This is a genomic window from Microcoleus sp. B13-B6, assembly GCF_036705405.1.
Lineage (GTDB): Bacteria > Cyanobacteriota > Cyanobacteriia > Cyanobacteriales > Microcoleaceae > Microcoleus.
The window spans coordinates 81,068-104,139 of sequence record NZ_JAUBUJ010000001.1 but is presented as its reverse complement, the minus strand read 5'-3'; the positions used below and the strand labels follow the sequence as shown (position 1 = coordinate 104,139).

13 protein-coding genes are annotated in these 23,072 nt (G+C 47.4%); 8 read left to right on the top strand and 5 right to left on the bottom strand.

Annotation, left to right across the window (positions count from 1 at the left end; translation table 11 throughout):
* Positions 1 to 130: 130 nt before the first annotated feature.
* Positions 131 to 3,943 carry a glycoside hydrolase family 2 TIM barrel-domain containing protein gene (locus QUB35_RS00410; RefSeq protein ID WP_333138297.1) on the bottom strand — a complete coding sequence of 1,271 codons (3,813 nt, stop codon included), beginning with the start codon at positions 3,941 to 3,943 and terminating at the stop codon, positions 131 to 133.
* 229 nt (positions 3,944 to 4,172) lie between these two features.
* Here QUB35_RS00410 and QUB35_RS00405 point away from each other — a divergent pair, with 229 nt between their 5' ends.
* The 6 genes from QUB35_RS00405 (at position 4,173) to QUB35_RS00385 (ending at position 16,292) form a co-directional block, all read left to right on the top strand.
* Positions 4,173 to 9,266 carry a PAS domain S-box protein gene (locus QUB35_RS00405; protein WP_333138295.1) on the top strand — a complete coding sequence of 1,698 codons (5,094 nt, stop codon included), beginning with the start codon at positions 4,173 to 4,175 and terminating at the stop codon, positions 9,264 to 9,266.
* A gap of 34 nt (positions 9,267 to 9,300) precedes the next feature.
* The gene (locus QUB35_RS00400; RefSeq protein WP_333138293.1) at positions 9,301 to 9,672 is read left to right on the top strand and encodes a hypothetical protein; all 372 of its coding nucleotides are present in this window, start codon (positions 9,301 to 9,303) and stop codon (positions 9,670 to 9,672) included.
* Between the two features lie 7 nt (positions 9,673 to 9,679).
* The gene (locus QUB35_RS39055; RefSeq protein WP_445252107.1) at positions 9,680 to 9,907 is read left to right on the top strand and encodes a DUF6888 family protein; all 228 of its coding nucleotides are present in this window, start codon (positions 9,680 to 9,682) and stop codon (positions 9,905 to 9,907) included.
* On the top strand, positions 9,894 to 10,379 hold the full coding sequence (locus QUB35_RS00395) for a DUF6887 family protein (protein WP_333138291.1): 486 nt from the start codon (positions 9,894 to 9,896) through the stop codon (positions 10,377 to 10,379). The genes QUB35_RS39055 and QUB35_RS00395 overlap by 14 nt, the downstream gene beginning before the upstream one ends.
* A gap of 75 nt (positions 10,380 to 10,454) precedes the next feature.
* On the top strand, positions 10,455 to 14,585 hold the full coding sequence (locus QUB35_RS00390; RefSeq protein WP_333138289.1) for an ATP-binding protein: 4,131 nt from the start codon (positions 10,455 to 10,457) through the stop codon (positions 14,583 to 14,585).
* A 384-nt stretch (positions 14,586 to 14,969) separates the two neighbouring features.
* On the top strand, positions 14,970 to 16,292 hold the full coding sequence (locus QUB35_RS00385; protein WP_333138287.1) for a response regulator: 1,323 nt from the start codon (positions 14,970 to 14,972) through the stop codon (positions 16,290 to 16,292).
* A gap of 382 nt (positions 16,293 to 16,674) precedes the next feature.
* On the opposite strand, the gene QUB35_RS00380 is transcribed toward QUB35_RS00385, so the two are convergent.
* Complete coding sequence (locus tag QUB35_RS00380; protein ID WP_333138285.1) at positions 16,675 to 17,214, bottom strand: GIY-YIG nuclease family protein; 540 nt, start codon at positions 17,212 to 17,214, stop codon at positions 16,675 to 16,677.
* A 59-nt stretch (positions 17,215 to 17,273) separates the two neighbouring features.
* A complete protein-coding gene (locus QUB35_RS00375) occupies positions 17,274 to 17,600 on the bottom strand; it encodes a hypothetical protein (RefSeq protein WP_333138283.1) in 327 nt (108 codons plus the stop codon).
* A 453-nt stretch (positions 17,601 to 18,053) separates the two neighbouring features.
* On the opposite strand from QUB35_RS00375, the gene QUB35_RS00370 reads away from it, so the two are divergent.
* Positions 18,054 to 18,851, top strand: a complete 798-nt coding sequence (locus QUB35_RS00370) for a hypothetical protein (protein WP_333138281.1) — start codon at positions 18,054 to 18,056, stop codon at positions 18,849 to 18,851.
* Positions 18,852 to 19,007: 156 nt separating this feature from the next.
* Here QUB35_RS00370 and QUB35_RS00365 read toward each other — a convergent pair whose 3' ends face one another.
* Both QUB35_RS00365 and QUB35_RS00360 read right to left on the bottom strand, forming a co-directional pair.
* The gene (locus QUB35_RS00365) at positions 19,008 to 19,871 is read right to left on the bottom strand and encodes a sulfite exporter TauE/SafE family protein (protein WP_333138280.1); all 864 of its coding nucleotides are present in this window, start codon (positions 19,869 to 19,871) and stop codon (positions 19,008 to 19,010) included.
* 192 nt (positions 19,872 to 20,063) lie between these two features.
* Positions 20,064 to 20,906, bottom strand: a complete 843-nt coding sequence (locus QUB35_RS00360) for a pentapeptide repeat-containing protein (RefSeq protein ID WP_333138539.1) — start codon at positions 20,904 to 20,906, stop codon at positions 20,064 to 20,066.
* A gap of 419 nt (positions 20,907 to 21,325) precedes the next feature.
* Between QUB35_RS00360 and ilvD the strand changes: the two genes are divergently transcribed.
* Positions 21,326 to 23,011, top strand: coding sequence for a dihydroxy-acid dehydratase (gene ilvD, locus QUB35_RS00355; RefSeq protein ID WP_333138278.1), 1,686 nt, complete (start codon positions 21,326 to 21,328; stop codon positions 23,009 to 23,011).
* Positions 23,012 to 23,072 lie beyond the last annotated feature (61 nt).

The window sequence follows — 23,072 nt, the reverse complement described above, 5'->3', positions numbered from 1 at the left end:
AATACTTCGTTGCAAACCACAGATTTAGTAAAAAACCCGGTTTCTTCGATCGAAATGCGTCCCGGACTAAATTATTCATCTCTCTCTTCTCTTCCTCTGCGTACTCTGTGCCCTCTGCGGTTAAAAAATCCTACCATCTATAATACCGATAAGGATCATCCCCCTTCTCAAAATCCGTTCTGTAATCCCAGTGATAAAACTCCCGACTCGAACCGCTAAACACAGATCCATCCGCCTTAAAACTAGCCCCTAAATTAGCCAAAATCTGAGCATTTGCCCTGGTTTGCCGCCAGCGAGTAAAACGCAAATAAGTCTTAGTATCAGCATTCAAACTATCCGGTTCAATCTGAGAAAAAATCGCCACACCCTTGCCAACTTTGACCCGACTTAACAAACCGTCAGCACCGACTTCTCCCCCAGACTTAATCAACCAAGTATCATAAAAAGAGCGCGATCGCAAATCTGAGGCACTAACCCCCTTCACCTCATCCCAACTCGGAACCGCCAGCGAACCCCCAAAATCCTGCGCTTGCTGCAAACCCACGCCCAAACCCGCAGCAGGCACTTGACGCGGCAAGAAAAACGCCTTCCCACCAGCATTCAAATAACCGCGCAAATCTGCATCTTTCAGATTCGATTCTCTCCCCACAATCACCAAACCAACATCATTAGAAAGCGAACTAGCGCGCTGATAAATTACCCCCAAACTGTCCAACTTTTGGGCATCTTCATCTCCCCCAATTAAAACCACTTGTTCCGGCTTTCCAAGTACCGGAGAATTCATGCCGTAACTCACAATTTGTTGCACTAACTGCGCCGCCCCAGCATCGACAGAATAATGGTCTTCCAAATCCAACTCGTTTAAAATCAGCCGCCCTTTTCCGTAATCCAATTCCATCAGCGGCGAATAAGCTAAATCAAACTCAGATTCCAAAATGGGGCGCCAACCGCTGCGGTGCGGCTTCTCAATAGAAGCGCTACTGACACCGCCGCGATTTCCCCAACGCCAGCCGTACCAATGTTTATTTGCCTGAGTCAAATTAGGGCCAGTTTGGATCGTATTTGGATAAGCTTCAAGCAGCGTGCTTTCCCCCACCCAATCCCGCAAATCTTCACTGTCTAAACCGCTAATTGCGGGATGGCTGCTGTCAACTGGATAAGCGCGGCGGCTGACATGGCCGGCAACCCGGAAACCCGTATTCTCCAGCCATTCCCGGCGCTGAGGAAACACAATGGCTTTGCCGCCGTTTTGCACAAAACTTTCTACACTTCCCGGCAAATTTTCCCCGCTAGAAAATGCTTCCCTACCGATAATTAATAGCGAGGAGACTTGCGAACCATTCCACGGTACAAGCTGATAACCTAATTGTTTTAACATTGCCGATGTTTTGCCCGCTGGATCGAAAATTGTCACCGAATCTTTGATGTTGGATTGTTTGGGAAAAACGCGGAAAGCAAATGTATCAGAATGCGATCGCTCGCCCACTCGCGCAGTCAAGCGAATTTCGCCGTCAGCCTTGCTAGAAATGGTATTTGGCAATTTTACGTCTATTGGGAAAAACAGCGTTCCTGCCGCCTCAATCCTGCCTTTTCTATCGCCTTTTTTTACTTCTTTACCCCCCACCAAAACCCGCCAATTAAACGAAAATTCTTGCGCCGTCCGCGTATCGTTAATTAACACTACTTGCTTGGCCAGTTTTCCGCCCACAAATAAATTGTGATCTTTCGCAGTAAAAACCGGGCTAGCACCAGCAATCCAAGCCAAAGTCGAGCTATTATTATTCATAATTGCCTCGCCCCCAGGATGAACCGTATAAGCTTCTGGCTGGTAATAATTCAAAAGATTATTCGATACTTGCTTCAAATAAACTCCCCGGCGGCCCGGTTGAAATGCCCCAATATCCACCTTTTTTCTGCCAGCTTCGGAAACTTCCCAACCATGTCCGTCATTCCAAGGAATCATCCCCCCAGACATTCCAAAAGTCCGCCAACTCCGCCAAGTATTTGTACTGAATAACTGCTGCAACTTTTGAAAAGCTGGTGCAAAATCTAACTCGTTTTTAAAATGCCAGCTTTGATATTCCTGACCCTTGACAAATTGCTGGCGAATTGTAGTTTTATAAGCGGCAGTTTCCAACTCGTAAGCCTGCTTGCCAAAATAAATTGCCGCAAACTCAGTCATCCAAGGTTCGCTGAGAATTGCCTGACCAAAACCTTTGCGGCCCCGCATCATCGTTGCGTGCAGAGGAGTGCCAAACTCGACTGCCATGTAGGGCTTTTCCCCGGTTTTGCTCCACTCAGAAATCCACTCTTCCCGTTCTTGCAAGGGAATCATATTTAAATAAGAATTCAGCGCATAAACATCGCCGAACTGTGCGCCTTGGTGTACCATTACAGGTCTGGTGGGGTCAGCGGATTTAATCGTCGCTATAGCGTCATTTCCTAGGGGAGTGTTGACCCGCAAACGCTCGTTGTCCGGCGGACTGAGAGTTCCTTCTACTTTAGTTTGGCCGATGCGACGGGGATTTTGGTCGTCACCGTTGCCGAAAAAATTAGGACTTGTCGCCCACATTAATACTGATGGATGATTGCGGTAGCGGCGCATTTCAGTCACCATTCGGTCTTTCCAGCGGTTTTTCCACAGGGGGTTCTTCCACTTGCCGTTCCAAGCGATAGGACGAATGTCTAAGGCGGGAGCCATAATTGGAAAACCTTTGAGGTCTGCTCTTTCCGAAAATAACTCTCGGAAGTGCCACTTACCCCGTTCGTCGTGATTCCAAGGCCACATTTCTGTTATGTTAAAACCTGCTTTTACGTAGCCATCAATTAGCCTGTCAGCAACTTCAACTGTCCCGGTTTGCCAAGACTCCGAGTGCAAGTTTGGTCGCAGCCGCAATTCGGTTCCGTTTAAGAAAAATTTGCGCCCTTCTATCCAAAATTCGCGGAAGCCAAAAGGTTGGTCGTATTGCGTGTCAATGCCGCTGCCTTTTACTTCTAATTTCAGGGTGTAAAGGTTTGGTTGCCCGACATCCCAAAGACGGGGATTTGACCAATTCCACTGAACTTGTACGGTTTGAATGGGTTTAGCTTGAACCTTGGCAGTGCCTGTAAATTTTTGTTCTACTTTGCCTTTTTCGTCGAGCATTTGCGCGATTATTTCTACTTGACCGCTTTGGGCAACGTCTTTGAGTTCTACATCTAATTTAACTTGCTTCTTTCGGGTGGAAGTTTGGACGAATACGTCCCTAATTAACGGGCCTGGGGGAAGGATCAGAAGCCTTACCTCGCCGATGATTCCCCGCGATTCCAATTTGGATTTTTCTGTGTATATTTCTGTGGGGCCCATGATGACGGCTTTTTCCTTTTCATCAGATACTGCGACCACTAAAATAGATAGGGTGTTTTGACCGGGTTTTGCTGCTTTGGTAATTTCAATAGTGCCGTAGGGCCAGGGTATTTGACCGCAGTTAATGCCGTTGACAAAGATGACTGCATCGGTGCTGACTCTGGCTAAGTCGAGAAAAATTCGGCGGTTTGTCCAGTCGCCGGGAATGTCTATATTTCTCTGATACCAAGCTTTTGATAGTTGTTTACTGTTGAAGTTTTCCCAATCTTTGCCGCTGCCGCGAGTGATGATTCCGGGTACGGATTGGTGGTTTTCTTTTTGCCAGTCTCCCGGCACCCAGATGGAACCCCAATTTGGAGAGACGGGGGGGTTTTGGGGGTTGCCAACTGCGGGGACAAATTGCCAAGTTCCGTTAAGATAGATTTGGGATCGTTTGTTGTCGATCGCCCCGGCGGCCGCGGTGGTAAGATTGGGGAAGCCGATCGATATCGCTGAGCTGCTGGCGAAGTCGGGATTTTGAAGCGCGTAACCGACGAATCCAAAGAGGGTGGCGGCTGCGAAAAATAATCCGATAATTTTGGCCAGCTTGTGATTCACTCGCTTATTTCTCCCAGAAATTAGATAATCTAATTTGTCCCTGGCTCTATGATAGCAGTTGATTCAGCAGAAATCCCCCTCCCAATCTGCCTCTGGGAAGATGGCACAGAGCAGACAAATGTGGTTTTGTATAGAAAAAATAAATACTTAGTTTTAACTAAGTTTTAACAAGGTTGTTTCATCGACATAAGCAATAGTGCGATCGCGCCATCGCTACAGGTCAACAAAAATGAGCCAGTTTGAGGTCTTGCCCTTACCCATTAAATCTTACAGTATTGCTACATTTAGTGCCGGCACGGCTTTACTGCTGACAACTCTGTTACTGTTTTCCTTCCAGGCAGGTTCTGCAATCTTACTTTTGGCTGCTGCAATGATTATCGCTTGGTATGCTGGCTTAAAGTCCGCCGAACAAGAATTAGAAATAGAACGTAATATTATTTACCAAGTAATTGACACGACAGCTTGCTTGATTGTAGTTCTCGACAGCCAAGGACGGATTGTCCGCTTTAACCAAGCTTGCGAAAAAACTACAGGCTACTCGACAGCAGAAGTAATTAATAAATATGTTTGGGATTTGTTCTTAATTCCCGAAGAAATAGATCCAGTTAAAACAATTTTTACCCAGCTAAAAGTCGAACATTTTAACAGCGAATATCAAAACTATTGGCGCACTAAAAACGGCTCTAAGCGCTTAATTTCTTGGTCGAATACTGTGACGACCAATAGCGATGGTTTGGTAGAATATGTGATAGGAACAGGCATTGATATTACCGATCGCCAAGAAGCAGAAATAGCCCTGGCTTTATCCTACACCAAACTAGAAAGCCGCGTCAAACAGCGGACAGCAGAACTGACAGTAGCTAAAGAAGCGCTGCAAGCTCAAGAAGAACGATTTCGCTGTTTAAGTTCCTGTTCGCCGGTTGGCATTTTTATGGCAGATTTTGAGGGGCGCTACACCTATGCAAACCCACGCTGTCAGGCTATTTGCGGCTTGAGTTTGACAGAACTTTTAGGAGACGGTTGGGAGAAGTGCATTCACCCGGAAGACTGCGATCGCGTATTGAGCCGATGGCTGGATTATACTCGGCAAGGTGGGGAATATGCGATCGAGTATCGCCTGCAAACACCAGAAGGGATTGTGCGCTGGATTAACGTTTGTTCATCGCCGATGTTTTCCGACTCCGGCGAACTCATCGGATATGTGGGCACGGTGAGAGATGTCACGGAAAGACAACAAGCGCAAGCAGCTTTGGCAAACAGCGAACAGCAACTGAGAACGCTGCTAGAAAATACGCCAGATATCATTATCCGCACTGACAAAAATCTGCGTTATATTTATGTCAATCAAGCAGTTGAAAGAAGCCAAGGAAAACCAATTTCATTCTTCCTCGGTAAAACCAGTCAAGAAATAGGAATACCGCCGGAACAGTGCCAGATGTGGGATGAAACCCTGCACAAAGTGTTAGAAACAGGTCAAGAAGAAATTATCGAATTTCAGGCTTTATCAATCAACGGCATCCGAAGTTATCAATCCCGCGTAGTTCCAGAATTTGACAAAAATGGCGTACCAGAATCAGCCTTAATTGTCGCCCGCGATATCACAGAAATAAAACTTGCCGAAACTCAAAGATTGCAGTTAACAATCGAGCAAACAGCAAGGGAAAAAGCGGAAAGAGAACAGCAGCGCTCGGCATTTTTAGCTGAAGTCAGCAAAATGCTGGCTGATGCGTTTGACGGGGAAACGGTGCTGCAAAAGGTAGCAGAATTAGCAGTAAATTCGATCGCCGACGGGTGCTGCATTCATTTGACCGAAACGGGGTCAAAAGTGCGTCTAGTCGCTGTGGCTCACGCAGAACCCTCTATGGTTGAGACTATTAATAACTTCAGCATCCGAAGTTCGATCGCCGACAATGCTGTTAACGGCTATCCCGTGGTAATCCGCAGCGGAAAATCCGAATTAATTGCCGAAGTGGATGAGGAAATTTTAGCAGCACTCGCCGAAAATGCAGCAGAAAAGGAAAAATTGCGCTCGCTCAATATCGGATCTCACGCTTGCGTACCGCTGAGAGCTCGCGGGCGGGTAATGGGTTCCATCACTTGCTTTACCTCAAAGTTGGGCCGCCGGTACAGTGCAGAAGACTTGGCAATACTAGAAGATTTAGCATACCGCGTGGCGATCGCCCTCGACAACGCCAGACTTTACACTGAAGCGCAACAAGCACTATCTCAAACATCGCAATCCTTCGCCTTAATTGACTCGCTATTAGAAGCATCTCCCCTAGCGATTTGCTTTATGGATCGCGAAATGCGCTTCATCCGTATCAATCAAGTATTAGCAGAACTCAACGGTTTGCCGATAGAACAGCATCTCGGCCAAGACTTCCGCCAATTGTTGCCAGAACATGCAGCCAAATTTGCGCCGATAATTCAGCAAGTTTTAGAAACGGGCCAGCCTGTTTTAAACTTAGAAATGAGCGGCGAACCTGATGGGAAACCGGGATATTTCGGTTACTGGCTAGCCAACTACTACCCAGTGAAAAATGAAAGGGGAGAAATAATCGGAGCCGGCCTAATTATCACAGATATTACCGCAGCAAAACAAACAGAATTAGCTTTGCGGGAAAGCGAAATGCGCTTCCGCAGTGTGGTAGAATCTAACATGATCGGCATCGGTTTCTGGGAGGCCAACGGCGAAGTTACTGACGCTAACGACGCCTTGCTGGAAATGATCGGATATACGAGGGAAGACTTAGTTTCGGGAAATATCCGCTGGCTCGAACTCACCGCGCCGGAATATCTAGAACTCGATCGCGTCGCCCTCGCGCAAGTCGAAGCATCAGGAAGTTGCGCGCCTTTTGAAAAAGAATATCTCCGCAAAGACGGCACGCGCTTCCCCGTTTTAGTCGGCGGCGGAAACTTCCAAGGATGCCAAGACAAAGGAGCATTCTTCGTACTCGATATCACCGATCGCAAACAAGCCCAAAACCAACTTCGAGAAAACGAAATACGCATTCGCCGCCAACTAGCAGAACTCGACTTAGTTTACAACACCACACCAGTCGGGCTGTGCTTTGTCGATACCAATTTGCGCTACATCCGCCTCAACGAATGCCTCGCTGCGATCAACGGCCGATCGATCGCAGATCACATCGGGCGCACCGCTAGAGAAGTAATTCCCGAAATGGCCGATATGGTAGAGCGGATTTACCGCCAAGTGCTGGCGACGCAAACCCCCGTGCTCGACTTGGAAGTTAAGGCCGAAACCAAGCAACTGCCAGGAGTTTTGCGGGATTGGCAAATCAGCTTTTACCCCGTGATCGATGAATCAGGAACGCTGCTGGGAGTCAGCACTGTGGTAGCCGAAATCACCGATCGCAACCAAGCAAAACGAGTAATACAGCAAAGCGAAGCCATATTCCGGCGGCTGTTGGAGTCAAATATTTTCGGAGTCGCGATCGGCGATTTTAGCGGCCGCATCGCCTACGCCAACCAATCCCTGCTCAACATGGTCGGCTACAACCGCTCAGACTGGCTCTCCGGTCAGATGCGGTGGGACAGAATGACCCCCCCCGAATACCTGCACCTGGACGCCTTAGCGGCCCAAGAACTGCGGACTAAGGGAGTCGCAACTCCTTTCAAGAAAGAGTACATCCGCAAAGATGGCAGCCGCGTGCCGATTCTGATGGGCGGAACCACTCTGTGCCCGGACGATCGCGAACCAGAGACGATCGTCGCATTCTACATCGACTTGACCGAGATATCGCGGGTGGAAGCAGAACTCAAACACAATCAAGAACGGCTGCAAATCGCTCAGCAAGCAGGCAAAATCGGAACTTTTGAATGGAACGTCCAAACCAACGAGATCGCGTCTACACCGGAATTAGAGGCTTTGTACGGGCTGCCGGCCGACGGTATCGACAGCTATGAAAGTTGGGCCCAAATGGTGCATCCAGACGATCGCGCTGTTACCGAACAGCAGGTGCAAGCTGCGGGGGCTTCCGGGGAGGAATTAAACATAGAGTTCCGCATCTGCCGCCCCGACAAAAGCGTGGGCTGGATTGCTTGCAGGGCTAAGGTATTTCCCGACGATCGGGGTTTGCCTTTGCGAATGATCGGGGTGAACGTCGATATCAGCGATCGCAAAGAAGCAGAAGCAGCGCGATCGCACATCCATCAAACTTTAGAAGCTTTGATTGAGGCTTGTCCCCTAGCAATTACCGTTTTGGACTGCGACGACGGCACTGTGAAAATGTGGAACCCAGCAGCCGAGAGGATTTTTGGCTGGCATGAATCAGAAGCGGTAGGTCAATTTGTGCCCTGCGTTCCCGCAGACAAGCGGGAGGAATTCATGGCTAATTTGAAAAGAATTCGCGAAGGAAAGGCGATCGCCGGCATGGAAACCCACCGCCAAAGGAAAGACGGCAGCTCGATCGACATCAGTTTGTGGGCAACTCCAGTCCGCGACAGCAACGGCAATATCAACTGTATGTCGATCATCGCCGACATCAGCGATCGCAAGCAAGTCGAGGCCCAACGCGCTCAGTTGCTCGATCGCGAACAAGCCGCGCGGGCGGAAGCAGAAGCTATCAGTCGCCGGAAAGACGAGTTTCTAGACTCTCTTTCCCACGAATTGCGAACGCCTTTAAATGTGATTCATGGGTGGGCACAGGTCCTGCGCGCCCACCCCTACAACGAAGATAAATTAGCTTCGGGTTTGGAAGCCATTGAGCGTCAGTCGAAGGTGCAAAGCCAGCTAGTGGAAGATTTGCTTGACGTTTCCCGGATTATTCAAGGCAAGCTGATCCTGAAACCCGGCTGGTTCTACATGGTAAAGACGATCGAGGCGGCTCATAATTCAGTTCGTTTGGCAGCCGAGGCCAAGTCTGTCACCGTTTCGTTAGAACTTGACCCCTCAGTCAGCTTGATGTGGGGCGATGCTCAGAGGTTGCAGCAGGTAGTGTGGAATTTGCTGACTAACGCCGTCAAGTTTACGCCTTCGGGGGGAAATGTGCAAGTGCGCTTGTCTGCGGTGGCTGTTAGCGATTCCTCATCACCCAATTACGTGCAAATTACTGTCAGCGATACCGGAAAGGGCATTCCTGCTGAGTTTTTGCCCTTTGTGTTCGATCGCTTCCGACAAGCAGACGGCTCGAAAACTAGGGCTGACAGCGGTTTGGGACTGGGATTGGCGATCGTCGAGCACTTGGTGCAACTCCACGGGGGCACTGTGACTGCGGAAAGCCCCGGTAAAGACCAGGGTGCGACATTTACGGTGACACTGCCACTCAAACAGCCTCGGAGTAAGAAGGGGCACTTGAGATGAGTCGCCGCCGGATATTTTAGTTAGTGATATCGCTATGCCCGTTGAGGACGGCTACTCGCTGATCCGCAAAGTGCGATCGTCCGCATCCGACAAAATCAAGCGCTTGCCGGCCGTGGCGCTGACAGCTTATGCTAGCGAAGAAGACCGCGATCGGGCGATCGCCGCTGGTTACAACTCACATCTTGCACCATTCTCGCTTAACAGGCAAGATGCCTGTTCCACAAGAAAATTCACTCTTTGTGGAACAGGCATCTTGCCTGTTCCTAGACAAGTAATTGAGAATGGTGCAAGATGTGAGTTACAACGAACACTTAACAAAGCCGATCGAACCCGTTCTCTTCGCCACCGTTTTAGCCAAGTTAACAAATTTGCATTAGGGCGATCCGCGAGATACTGCAAACTCTGACTGCTGTATACTAAACAACAAAGAGTGTGAGAGTGAAGGAGCAAAGATTATTCCTACAGCAGCGCAGTTACTCAAATGCTTTGTAGTTTGCTACGAGTTAACAAATATGTATCAGCCTATCTACATAGTGCGGCTCGATGAACGCACAAATAACGTCTACATTTTGGCTGGTGAAACTATCGAAATAGAGATTTATCCTAACGGGCAATGGAGATCCTCTGATGAACCGACCTAATTTTCAAACTATGAGCAGAAAGGAATTGCGAGCTTACGTACTTGCTCACCGAGAAGATAATGAGGCTTTCTATGCTTTTGTCGATCGGCTGCATGAATCTGTAGCCGTAACAGAGGCAGCAGTTGTTAAATGGTTGCACTTCCAGCACCCGAATCAAACTATTAATAAACTTCCCGAAAGCTACTCTAGCTGGGCTTTGACAGATTCAGAGGGAAATCAAACAGAAGTTAAAATTCAAAATATGGGCAGTTCTCTGCCAACCAATAAGCCATTTATAGAGCTTTTAATTAACGACATGATTGCCGAGAGACACAAAGAAATTAGAAAAGTTATCACAGTTTTTGTAAGTAAAAATGAATCAAATGCCAAACAGCTAGAAACAGAACTGACAGAAGCAAATTTTGACAGCAGGGCCCAATCTTCGCTGGTAGTTGGCTATATTGAACCCGGAGGAACATTTCAGAGCCTGTAGGGCGCGCCAATTGCCGGGGGTAAAGGCAGACTATAGCAGTTAAAATACGATCGCCAGCACAATTGGTTCACACCCATGCCCATTTATCACTTCAACCGCCTAACCGCCAAATTTTTTAGCAAGCTGCCGCTGCGAACGGTTCTGATTGTGCCGTTTGTTTTGCAAACGGTAAGTGTAGTTGGGCTAGTGGGCTTTCTTTCTTTCAAAAGTGGTCAGGAATCAGTCGAGGATGTAGCGCATCAGTTAATCGAACAAGTAGGAGAACGTACCCGCGATCGCCTCACGGATAATGATGGGCCCTCGGCAATCAATACCTTTCTGGCTAGGCTGCAATTCTCGGCTTCAGGACAAGCTTTTATTATGGATCGATCGGGCAATCTGATTGCCACATCCACACTAGAAACACCCTTGGTGACGCCAGCCAAAAAGCAACCGACGCCATTGCTAGCCACCAACAGCAAGGATGCGCCAACGCGAGATATTGCTCGACAACTGGCCAACCGATTTGGCAACTTCCGCACGCTGCAAACAACCCAGCGATTTACCTTGGCGAACAAGGGCGATAGGCAGTTTGTCCGTGTCACTCCCTATCGAGATTTCCGTGGCTTGGATTGGTTGATTGTGGTGGTGGTGCCAGAGTCGGATTTCATGGCTCGCATTCAAGCAAATACGCGCAACACATTGTGGTTATTGATTGGTACACTGCCGCTGGCGATCGCGATCGGATTGTTGACTTCCCGTTGGGTAACAAAGCCAATTATGCGTTTGAATACGGCAGCCAAAAATGTTGCCAAAGGAAAATGGGAGCAACCTTTAGAAAATAAACGCTTGGATGAAGTCGGAGAACTCGCCAATTCCTTCAATTTTATGGCCGCGCAACTGCAACAGGCTTTTGCAGACCAAAAATCTTTAAATGAAGCTTTAGCGCAAAGAGAGAGCCAACTCAAGCAATTTATCGAAGCCATACCTGCAGGAGTATCTATCCACGATGCCTCCGGTAAAGTCGTGTACTTCAACGAAACTGCCAAGTATTGGCTCGGCGTAGAAACTATCCCCGATTCGACTTTAGAAGAAGCAGTAGAAGTTTATCAAATCTATCGCCAAAACCAGCTTTATCCCACTGAAGAACTGCCCGCATTCCGAGCACTGCGCGGGGAAACGGTATTCCTTGAAGATGTAGAACTTTATCGAGATGGGAAATTTATTCCTTTTGAGGTGCGCGCCACACCAATTTTCGACGAAGGCAGAAACATTATTTATGCCATCACTGCTTTTTCTAACATCGCACAGCGCAAACAAGCTGAAAAAATATTAACTGACTACAATCGCACTTTAGAAGCCGAAGTGGTCGAACGTACCTGCGCCTTAGCTCGTGCGAACGAACTATTACAATCTGAAATTGCCGAGCGCAAATTGCTCGAACAAAAACTTTCCACTTCTACTGAGCAAGTTGTGAAAATATTTGAGTCAATTACAGATATTGTATTGATTTTTGATATTCAAGAAGAAACTATCCAAATTATACCCACCAAGGGAATTTTTCAATACAACTATCAGACGAATCAGATCGACTCCATCATCGAACAATTTTTTCATGAGCCAAGAGAGGAGATTTATTTTGCTCGAGTTCGACAGGCATTGGAAACCCAACAAACTATTAGTTTTGATTACAGTCTGCCGATTAATAACCAAGAAGTTTGGTTTGCTGCTAAAATTTCGCCACTGTCGGATAGCTCTGCTGTTTGGGTAGCGCGCGACATTAGCGATCGCCAGTTAGCCGAATCCCGACTGCTGGAAGCCCAAAAAATTGCCCGTATTGGCAGTTGGGAATACGATATCGCCACAGAAACAACCACTTGGAGTCAAGAACTATATCGCATTTATGAACTCGATCCGACTCAAAAACCGCTGCCAAACGAACAATTAATCGAGCGCTTTCATCCAGAAGATCGATCGCGCTATCTGACAATGGTGCGCGATCGAGCTATGTCGGGGCAAAGCTTTGAAATTGATCTGCGGCTGCTCCGAAGAGATGGCTCGATCGGTTACATTGAAGTTCGAGGGAAACCTGTTTATGATGAAAAAGGGCATTTGCTCCGTTTGTTCGGCACTGTCTTGGATATTAGCGATCGCAAACAAGCCGAGTCAGCTTTGCGAGAAAGCGCCCAGGGAGAACAAGCCATCGCCCGATCGATCGATCGCATCCGTCAATCCTTAGATATTGACACAATATTCAAAACCACAACATTTGAACTGCGACAAACCCTAAAATGCGATCGAGTCGGTATCTATCGCTTTAATCCTGATTGGAGTGGGGAATTTGTTGCCGAGTCAATGGCTGCGGGCTGGATATCTCTGATGCAACAACCCGACGATTTTAATGTGCCAAACAATCTCGTCGAAGACTCTCGCTGTACCGTGAAAACTATGCAAGCCTCCGGTGAACCAGTGCTGGATACCTATCTACAAAGAAATCAAGGTGGTATGTATGCTAGAGGCGTTCCTTACCGCATAATTGAAGACATATACACCGCTGGGTTGAGTCCTTGTTACCTAGAACTGTTAGAGCAATTTCAAGCTAGAGCCTACGTTATTTTTCCCATATTTTGCGGCAGTAAACTTTGGGGTTTGCTCGCCAGCTATCAAAATTCTGCACCCCGCAGTTGGCGCGAAGCAGAAATCAATATTGGGCTGCAAATTAGCACTCAACTAGGAGTCGCCTTACAACAAGCTCAATTGCTCGAAGCCACTCAACAGCAAGCAGTACAGCTTCAACAAGCTGCCTGGGCTGCAGAAGCCGCCAACCTTGCCAAAAGCACTTTCCTGGCAAATATGAGCCACGAACTTCGCACCCCGCTAAACGCAATTCTGGGATTCTCCCAATTGATGCAGCGCTCTACCAACCTCACTCGCGAACAACAGGAAAATATCCGTATCATCAACCGCAGCGGAGAACACTTGCTAGCTCTGATCAATCAAATATTAGATTTAGCCAAAATAGAGGCGGGACGCATTACAATCAACCCAACAAAATTTCAATTAAGCAGCCTGTTGAACGATCTAGCAGAGATGTTTCAGCTCCAGGCAAAGGAGCGACAATTGCAGTTAATATTTGACTGCTCTAGCGAAACTCCTGAGTACGTGCAAACAGATCAAATGAAGTTGCGCCAAGTTTTAATTAATCTGCTTTCTAACGCCATTAAGTTTACTAAACAAGGAGTAATTTGGTTAAGAGTAAGTGCATTTATAGACCGTGGAAATCAGGATTTACCAATCAGTAATTACCAATTACATTTTGAAATAGAAGACACGGGTGCCGGCATAGCTGCTGATGAGTTAGATAAGCTTTTTCAAGCCTTTGTGCAAACCAAAACAGGAACAAAATCTCAGCAAGGAACAGGCTTGGGGCTGGCTATCAGCCAACAGTTTGTCAAGCTGATGGGCGGCGTGATTACTGTACGCAGTGAAGTTGGACGCGGCACCACCTTCGCGTTTGATATCCCCGTCAGCGCCGTTGATGCCCCGGCGACTCAACCCGTACAGCCACCGCGTCGGGTGATAGCCCTCGAACGCAATCAGCCACGCTATCGTATTTTGATTGTGGACGATCGAGCCGAAAACCGGCAACTGCTGATCAAACTCCTCGCTGCCTTTAACTTTGAACTCGAAGAAGCCTGCAACGGCATGGAAGCTATTGAAATGTGGTCGAGTTTTGAGCCACACTTAATTTTTATGGATATGTGGATGCCCGTGATGGATGGACATGAAGCTACCAAACGCATTAAAGCCACCCTTAAAGGTCAAGCTACGGCAATTATTGCCGTGAGTGCCGGTAACGCCGAGGAAGCGCAAACCGTTACTGTCTCAGATGATTGCGATGACTTTATTCACAAACCCTTTCGAGATACAGAAATTTTTGCCACCCTCCACAAACATCTGGGAGTGCGTTACATTTACGATGAACCGGAGAGTGTTCCCGAGTCAACTCAAATCGAGCCTCCGACTCCAGAGACTCTGGCAGCTTTACCCGCAGATTGGCTGGCAGCTTTAGAGAAAGCCACAATTGAGTGCGATTTAGAGTTAATTCTGATCCAAATTGAGCAAATTCGCGATCGCAATGACGCTTTAGCTAGCGCCCTAGCCGCATTGGCTAACGAGTTTCAGTTCAATCAAATACTAGCGCTCATCCATCCCGAAACGAAATAGGAATGATATTACAGCAGATAGCAGGTTTATGAAGTACACCCCAAATATATCTTATATATCTATCCCCCCGTAGGGACACCGCACCGTGCCCATTGGTGTCCATTTAAGGTAAAACCAATAGTCCCACAGGGATTGAAACTCCTGCCTCAAAGCGAAAGTCTTCGCTATGAGGACTTAGAAGAAGAATTTTTAAACTCATTAGTCGTCTTTGAGAGGACTTTCGCTATAAGCCCCGTGGAATTCATTCCCGCTAAGGACTGCCGGGTAGGCGGAAGGACTGGCGGACAAAAAGCTTAAGTTAACACCTATGGGCACGGTGCGGTGTCCCTACTTCATAAACCTGGGATACTACAAACCTATAAAGGTTATTTAACCAAACTAGATATGAATTACGAACCAACTCCCGTCTTAAAAGGGAATATTTTAATTGTTGATGATATTCCGACTAATTTGCAACTTTTAGCTCAAATACTCTCGCAGCAAGGGTACAAAACACGCACCGCACCCGACGGCCAACTAGCGCTACGGTCGATCGAGTTAACTCCTCCTGACTTAATTTTGCTCGACATCATGATGCCCGGTATGGACGGCTACCAAGTCTGCCAAGCCTTGAAAAATTCTCCCAAAACCAAGGACATTCCAATTATTTTTATCAGTGCTTTGAATGAAGTATTAGATAAAGTCAAAGCCTTTGAAGTTGGTGGTATAGATTATATCACAAAACCGTTTCACGAACAAGAAGTTCTCGCCCGCGTCTCAAACCAACTCGTGCAGCGGCAGTTGTTCCAGCAAACACAATCCTACGCCAACCAACTCGAACAAACCGTAACTGAACTAAAGAAAACTCAAGCTCAGTTAATACAGAAGGAAAAAATGGCTTCTTTAGGTCAGCTAGCTGCTGGAATTGCTCACGAAATCAACAATCCCGTCAGCTTTATCTACGGTAATATTGCTCTCGCGGCGGACTATACACGAGATTTGCTTCGCCTCGTCGAATTGTACCGACATTACTACCCCCACCCCGTTGCAGAAATTATCGGCGAATTGGACGAGATTCAACCCGAATTCATCGCAGAGGATTATCCAAAACTGCTGAATTCGATGACAGAGGGTGCTTCTCGGATTAGCGAAATTGTGATGTCTTTGCGGAAATTCACCCGCCTTGGCGAACAAAAGTACAAGCCAGTGGATATCCATGAAGGCATTGACAATACTTTAGTTATTTTGCAGCACCGGCTGAAGGGAACAAACAAAGCTGGTGAGATAGAGGTCATTAAAGACTACAGCCAACTGCCAAGAGTCACCTGTTACGCCAGTGAGTTAAATCAGGTGTTCATGAACCTGCTAAGTAATGCTATTGATGCCCTGGAAACTCAACCGTCTCCCCGAAAAATTCTCATCAGCACTTCACTAAGTTGTGAGTCAGAAGCGGCCCTGCACAATCAAGATTCAAAATTAGCCATTCACAATTATAAATCCGTTGTTATTCACATTGCCGATAACGGTTGTGGGATGAGTGAGGAAGTGCGCCACCAGATATTTGACCCATTTTTTACAACGAAGCCTGTAGGCCGTGGTATTGGATTAGGGTTGGCAATCAGTCACGATATTGTAGTGGAAAAACATCGAGGTCAAATCAGTTGTATTTCAGCTCCGGGCCGAGGAACCAAGTTAATTGTGCAGATTCCGATATCTGTTAAATTTTAATAACTTTTAAAATGTTAAAATTTAACAGACCCAGAGGATATATCAGATAGATTGTACGCAAGCATCTGTTTAAGGTAAAACCGATAATCCGTCAGTCCGTCAGGGGTTGAAACCCCTGCCTCAAAGCGAAAGTCCTCTAAAAGAGGACTGAATAATTTATTAGTCCTCTTTTAGAGGACTTTTGCTATTAGACAGGGAATTCATTCCCTGGCGGACTGCCGGGTGAGCGGGAGGACTGGCGGACTAAAATCTTAAGTTGAGACTAATGGGCGCGGCGCCGTCTCGAAAGCTGTGGGTAATATTAATTACCATGCTACGGGATTTGATAGAAGTCCTCATTACAAACCGGGGCTGATTGTGGGGAATTGACCAGAGAGCGTATTTACTTTAAATCCAACAATCCGCTCGTTTTCAGCTTGGGATTAAACCGGATTTCTTCAGTTACGCCGCGAGCTTTCAGCAGCGCGAAAATTTCATTTTCCACGCGCCGCGCGACATTTTTCAACAATTTATCTTTGGCAATTTCATCGGCGAAGATACCTTCATAATTTGCCGTTTCTTGGGCAGTCATCACTGTTTTGGTGTCGATGGGATCGTTCCACTTGGCCGCATCGGCACCGTTACCTTGGGGTTGGGAACCGTTTTCGGCAATCCAACTTTCTCTAATGCTTTCTAGGATAGTGCGGCTGGGCTTGTCAATAGTTTGGACTTTCAGCCAGTAGCAATATTGGGTTTGGCGTACCAAATGCTGTTTGAGGCTGAGGTAAATGTCGCGAGAATAGCCGACAAATTGCAGGACTTTCTCGCTGTCAAAAATCGCGTAAACGCCGATTTTTCCCTGGAGAAAATCGGGCAATTTCCCCTCGGAGTCTATGTAGGGAATGAATTCTAAGCTGGCGAGAGATTGAATGTCTTCTGTCATCCGATTTTAGATTTTAGATTTTAGATTTTAGATTAAACCACAGATTAACCAGCCTTTACCTAACTCTTGAAAACTCGATAAATTGCACAGAGGCGGCTGGGTTTAAATATTTTGGCTTGGAACATGAAATTAGGCGGGACGTTGACGATCGCAAAATCGGTCGATTGATGATACTTTTCAAATTCCGCAGGCATTCCCTTGGGCGTCTCGCTGCTGTAAGGGACTGGCTGGAAAAGTAACTCGGCAAACTCAATGCGGGAGCATTGCAATTGTAGCGCTACTTGTTTGACAAAGCTTTCACCGGTTAATAAACCGAACAGTGCAGTTTTAGCATCGGGTTCGAGGACAAAACTGCTATCGTAGCTTTCAATAATCTTAAGACCCATTTTCTGTATACTCCTGACAGACGGCGGTTAACGGTTATCGGTTAAGTGTTTTGAGCGATCGACTTAATCCTGAATTTTACCTGAGACTGAGCGTTTTAAACGCAGAAGGTCAATCGATTTTAGATTTTAGATTTTAGATTTTAGATTAAAGAATTGAAGCATTGACTTGCGCGAGAGAAATTCGGGGGCTCCTTTATCGGATACAGGTTTTTTATTTCTGGACGGATGAATCACGTGGCGGGTATCCTCGATGCTTTCGGTCAATCGATTTTAGATTTTAGATTTTAGAATTGAAGCATTGACCCCACGGATCAAGTCGGGGGCTTGTATCCTGGATGCTTTCGGTCAATAAAAATACCACAATCAGGAAATTTTGACCACTAGCCCTGATTTATTTGCCGATCGCTTTTATCATGTCGGTATCGCCATCTATCCGACTACGATTAAAAGGCTATGCAGAAGATTGAAAAAGCATCATTCCCAGCTTCCAGAAGTACCCCGAACCAGCCGGACTGGCTAGAATTGGTAGAATACGCCTCTGTTGCTGGTTCAGCTATTGGCACGATTGCTGCAGGATTGTCGGGCCAAATTGTCTACGCTGCCGCCCCCTTAACCGCAGCACTCTCCATAAATCTCGCCAATCGCCAGCGTTTCGAGCAACAAATGCAACAAAAGGCAAATTCTGCGATCGCGGAGGTACAGGCCTCCGTAGAACCTCGCTCGCAGCAAGTTCAGATACTACCTGGAGAACCTGCGGAACTCTACACCGCCGTCTCCGACTTGCAGCAAAAACTCCTGGGCTTGGAATCCGGCGTCATCGCCGAGGTACAAGCTGCCGTAGCCTCCCTCGAACGCCAAGCCCAGGCGCTGCCTGCAGATTCTCAGGATTTCCACACGCAACTGTCAGATTTGCAGCAAAAACTCCGCATTTTGGAAAATAGCGCCCTCAGAGAGCATGATTGGGAAAATGTCAACGTCCGATTTTTATTGATGGGCGAACAGTTAACTGAAGTTAAAACTATTACGGCTCAGTTACAGGAGCGATCGAACGAAGTAGACTTGGATCAAATCCAAGGTTCTCTCAAGCAATTGCAGGACTTGCTCGATCGACCCACAATAGACACAGGGATGCTGCAAACCGAGATTCAGAATTTGCAGCAGCAAGTGTCCGAGTTGCAGAGACAAAATCAAGAAATTGTCAAGCCTTATTTGCAGCGTCTGACTCGTGCCGTGAAGAAACTGAGTCAGTAGTCAGTAGTCAGTAGTCAGTAGTCAGTAGTCAGTAGTCATTAGTTAGTAGTCAACTGTCAACTGTCAACTTCAACTGTCAACTGTCATTGTAGCCTTAACCTTGTTCCCAGGCTCTGCCTGGGAATACATACCCGGAGGCTCTGCCTCAATTACCAATTACCCGTTAATAAATTTTTGCCAAGCTTGCCAGAAAACATAAATCGATAACACTGCCAAGAGCGATCGAAAAGCTAAACTAACAATACGATCGGGCAATCTCGGCAAAAACCGCGTACTCACCTGCGCGCCCAACAAACCGCCGCCGCCAAGAATTAACCCCACAACCCACAAAACATTCCCGCGCGCCGCGTGTCCCGCCGTCGCAGAAATTGCCGTGATGACGATGACGCCCAAGCTGGTTTGAATTGCGGTTTTAATGCTTTCTCCTAACAGCAAAATTTGCAGGGGAACCATAATCACGCCGCCACCTACGCCGAACAAACCCGCTAATAAACCCGCCGCACTGCCAGTAGCAATTTTAGCAAAAGTTGGATGGAATATAATATTTGAATTATTGGGTAATTCGTGATTGGTAATTGGTAATTGAGCATTTTCTCCTTGTCCCGCTTGTCCTCCCAGTTCCCCTTGTTCTAGTTCCGCTTTCTTCTTAGCTGTCAGGCGCTTGCGAACTTCAATCAAATAAATATTCAGCCACAGCAACAGCCCAAAAGTAACTAGCACCAAGTAAGGCGGAAATATCGTCGCCCAATAAACACCGATTTGTGCTGTAATGACGGCAGGAAATCCGATGCCGGCGACTTGGCTCAAGCTGAGGTAGCCCATGCGCCAATTCTGGATGCTGCCAGAAATAGCTGTAATGACGATCGACAAACCGCTAGTAGCAACCGCTTCCACGGGAGCGTAATTGAGAGCCACCAACAAAGGCACGAGCACCGTACCGCCGCCGATACCCAAAAATCCAGCTAGAATTCCCGCAAAAATTCCCGCCGCACCCAACATCAATAATTCAGTGATAGTCATTAGTCAGTAGTCAGTAGTCAGTAGTCAGTAGTCAGTAGTCATTAGTCAGTAGTCAGTAGTCATTAGTCATTAGTCAGTAGTCATTAGTCATTAGTCAACAGTGAACAGTCAACAGTCAACAGTCAACAGTCAACAGTCAACAGTCAACAGTCAACAGTCAACAGTCAACAATCAACAATCACCAATCAAATTTTAAGAATCATTAGTCGTGCCGTCCGGCATAATTGCCCGCCTCAAATCTGCATCGCGGAAGTTAGTTCGATTGAGATTAGCATCAATCAAAACCGCTTCCACCAAAACCGCCCCGCTGAAATTAGACCAGCACAGCTTTGCCCGGTACAAATTAGCACCGCTCAAATTAGCTCTTGCCAGCGTTGACCAACTAACATTAGCAACTCTCAAATTAGCATTGCTCAGATTAGCGTCGGTGAGATTAGCTCCAACCATCGTTACTTGGCGCAAGTCTGCACCAGCCAAGTTGGCCCCGCTCACCATCGCCCCGCTGAGAATTGCCTGATTTAGGTTAGCTCTTTCTAAAAGCGACTCGCTGAGGATGGCATTTGTCAGGTTTACCGCTTTGAGAGTTGACCAACTCAAATTTGCCTTCATCAAATTAATGCGAATCATGCTAGCGTCCGTTAAGTTGGCCGCAAACAAATTCGCTTCGGTAAAGTTGGCTTCGGTCAAATTAGCTTCCGTCAAATTAGCCTTAGTCATGTTGACTTCTCTGGCCATTGAGCCGCGCAGGTTTGCTCCCATCAGGTTAGCCCCGCTGAGATTGGCACGGCTCAAATCGGTACCGATGAGATTTGCTTCGCTGAGGTTGGCTTCCGTCAAGTCCACCCCTGCCAATTTCACCTCGCGCAAGTTCGCTCCCGTCAGGTTAGCGCCTTTGAGGTTTGCGTCTTGGAAATTCGATCGGGTAAAGTTAGCCTCGCTGAGGTTTACCCCTTTTAAGTCGGCCCCGGCGAGGTTAATTTCTCGAAAATTTCTTTCTCCGGCCGCATATTGCCTCAGAATTCGATCGGCCTCCATGTCATTAGCCTCGCAATTTTTTTTAAACGTTAGAGTGATGGGTGTTACCACATCATCCCAGATAACCACGGTATTCACTCTGCACGCTGTAGTATCTGTAGAATTTTTCCCTTGCTTTCCGGACACTGCTGTGCCACTGCCTCCTAAAAGGTCTGACAAATATCAAAGCTTCTGAGAAAATCAACAATAGGGTAAAACTCTCGGCGCTCGGCACTGAGTCAGTCGATTTTAGATTTTAGATTTTAGATTTGCTCCACAGATTCATCTGGGAGCCGGAACTTTGGTCTAAAATTATGGGCTCACCACGACGATTATCGGAAACTTGTATTCGTTTTTGGGCGAGCTGGCAGTTGACAACTGACAACTGTCAACTGTCAACTGTCAACTATCAACTGTCAACAGAGAAAGGAAATTTTAAAATGCCTGAAAATTTGAGAAGCCAAGCTGTGACTGGAGGCGTGCAGCGCGCGCCCAACCGAGCAATGCTGCGGGCAGTCGGTTTTGGTGACGGCGATTTCACTAAGCCGATTGTGGGGATTGCCAACGGGTACAGCACGATTACGCCCTGCAATATGGGATTGAACGACCTCGCTTTGCGGGCTATTGCGGGTGCAAGGGAAGCCGGCGCCATGCCACAGATGTTCGGTACGATTACTATCAGCGACGGGATCTCGATGGGAACTCAAGGGATGAAATATTCTCTGGTGTCGAGAGATGTGATTGCGGATTCCATCGAAACTGTTTGCAACGGCCAAAGTATGGACGGGGTGCTGGCTGTCGGCGGTTGCGATAAAAATATGCCGGGGGCGATGATTGCGATCGCCCGCATGAACATTCCTGCTATTTTTGTTTACGGCGGCACGATCAAACCCGGACACCACAACGGACAGGATTTAACCGTTGTCAGCGCTTTTGAAGCCGTCGGCCAATTCAGCGCGGGCAAAATTGACGAAACAGAACTCAATGCAGTCGAACAAAAAGCTTGTCCGGGTGCGGGTTCCTGTGGCGGAATGTTCACAGCAAATACGATGTCTAGCGCTTTTGAAGTGATGGGCATGAGTTTGCCTTATTCTTCGACAATGGCTGCTGAGGATGCCGAAAAAGCTGACAGCGCTGCCGAATCAGCAAAAGTGCTGGTGGAAGCTGTCCGCAAACAGTTGTTACCGAGCCAAATTTTGACACGAGCGGCCTTTGAAAATGCGATCGCGGTCATCATGGCAGTGGGCGGTTCAACCAACGCTGTGCTGCATTTATTAGCCATTTCCAATGCGATCGGCGTTGAGTTGTCCCTCGACGATTTTGAAACTATTCGAGCAAAAGTACCAGTGCTGTGCGACCTCAAACCCAGCGGCAAATACGTAGCAACCGATTTGCACAAAGCCGGCGGCATTCCTCAAGTAATGAAAATGCTGCTAGAACAGGGTTTGCTGCACGGAGACGCGCTGACAATTACCGGTCAAACTGTTGCCGAAGTGTTAGCAGATATTCCAGCCGAACCCCGCACCGACCAAGATGTCATCCGCCCTTGGAACAACCCGCTTTACGCCCAAGGACATTTAGCAATTCTCAGGGGAAATCTGGCAACAGAAGGAGCCGTTGCTAAAATTACCGGCGTTAAAAAACCACAAATTACCGGCCCAGCGCGCGTATTTGAATCTGAAGAAGATTGTTTGGATGCAATTCTAGCGGGCAAAATTCAAGCCGGAGATGTGATTATCATCCGCTACGAAGGGCCCAAAGGCGGGCCGGGAATGCGCGAAATGTTAGCACCAACTTCGGCAATTATTGGCGCTGGTTTAGGCGATTCTGTCGGGTTAATTACTGACGGCCGCTTCTCTGGCGGAACTTACGGCATGGTTGTCGGTCACGTTGCACCAGAAGCACAAGTTGGCGGGACAATTGCTTTGGTAAAAGAGGGCGATTCGATTACGATTGATGCTCAAAATCGCTTGTTGCAGCTCAATGTTTCTGATGCAGAATTGGAGCAGCGGCGGGCTCTTTGGCAGCCTCCTAAACCTCGCTATACTAGGGGCGTTTTGGCTAAATATGCTAAGTTGGTTTCTTCTAGCAGTATCGGTGCTGTTACTGATTTGGGTTTGGGTTGATAATTCTTGTGATATCCCCGACTTCTTAAAGAAGTCGGGGATATGCGTATTATGTTTTTAG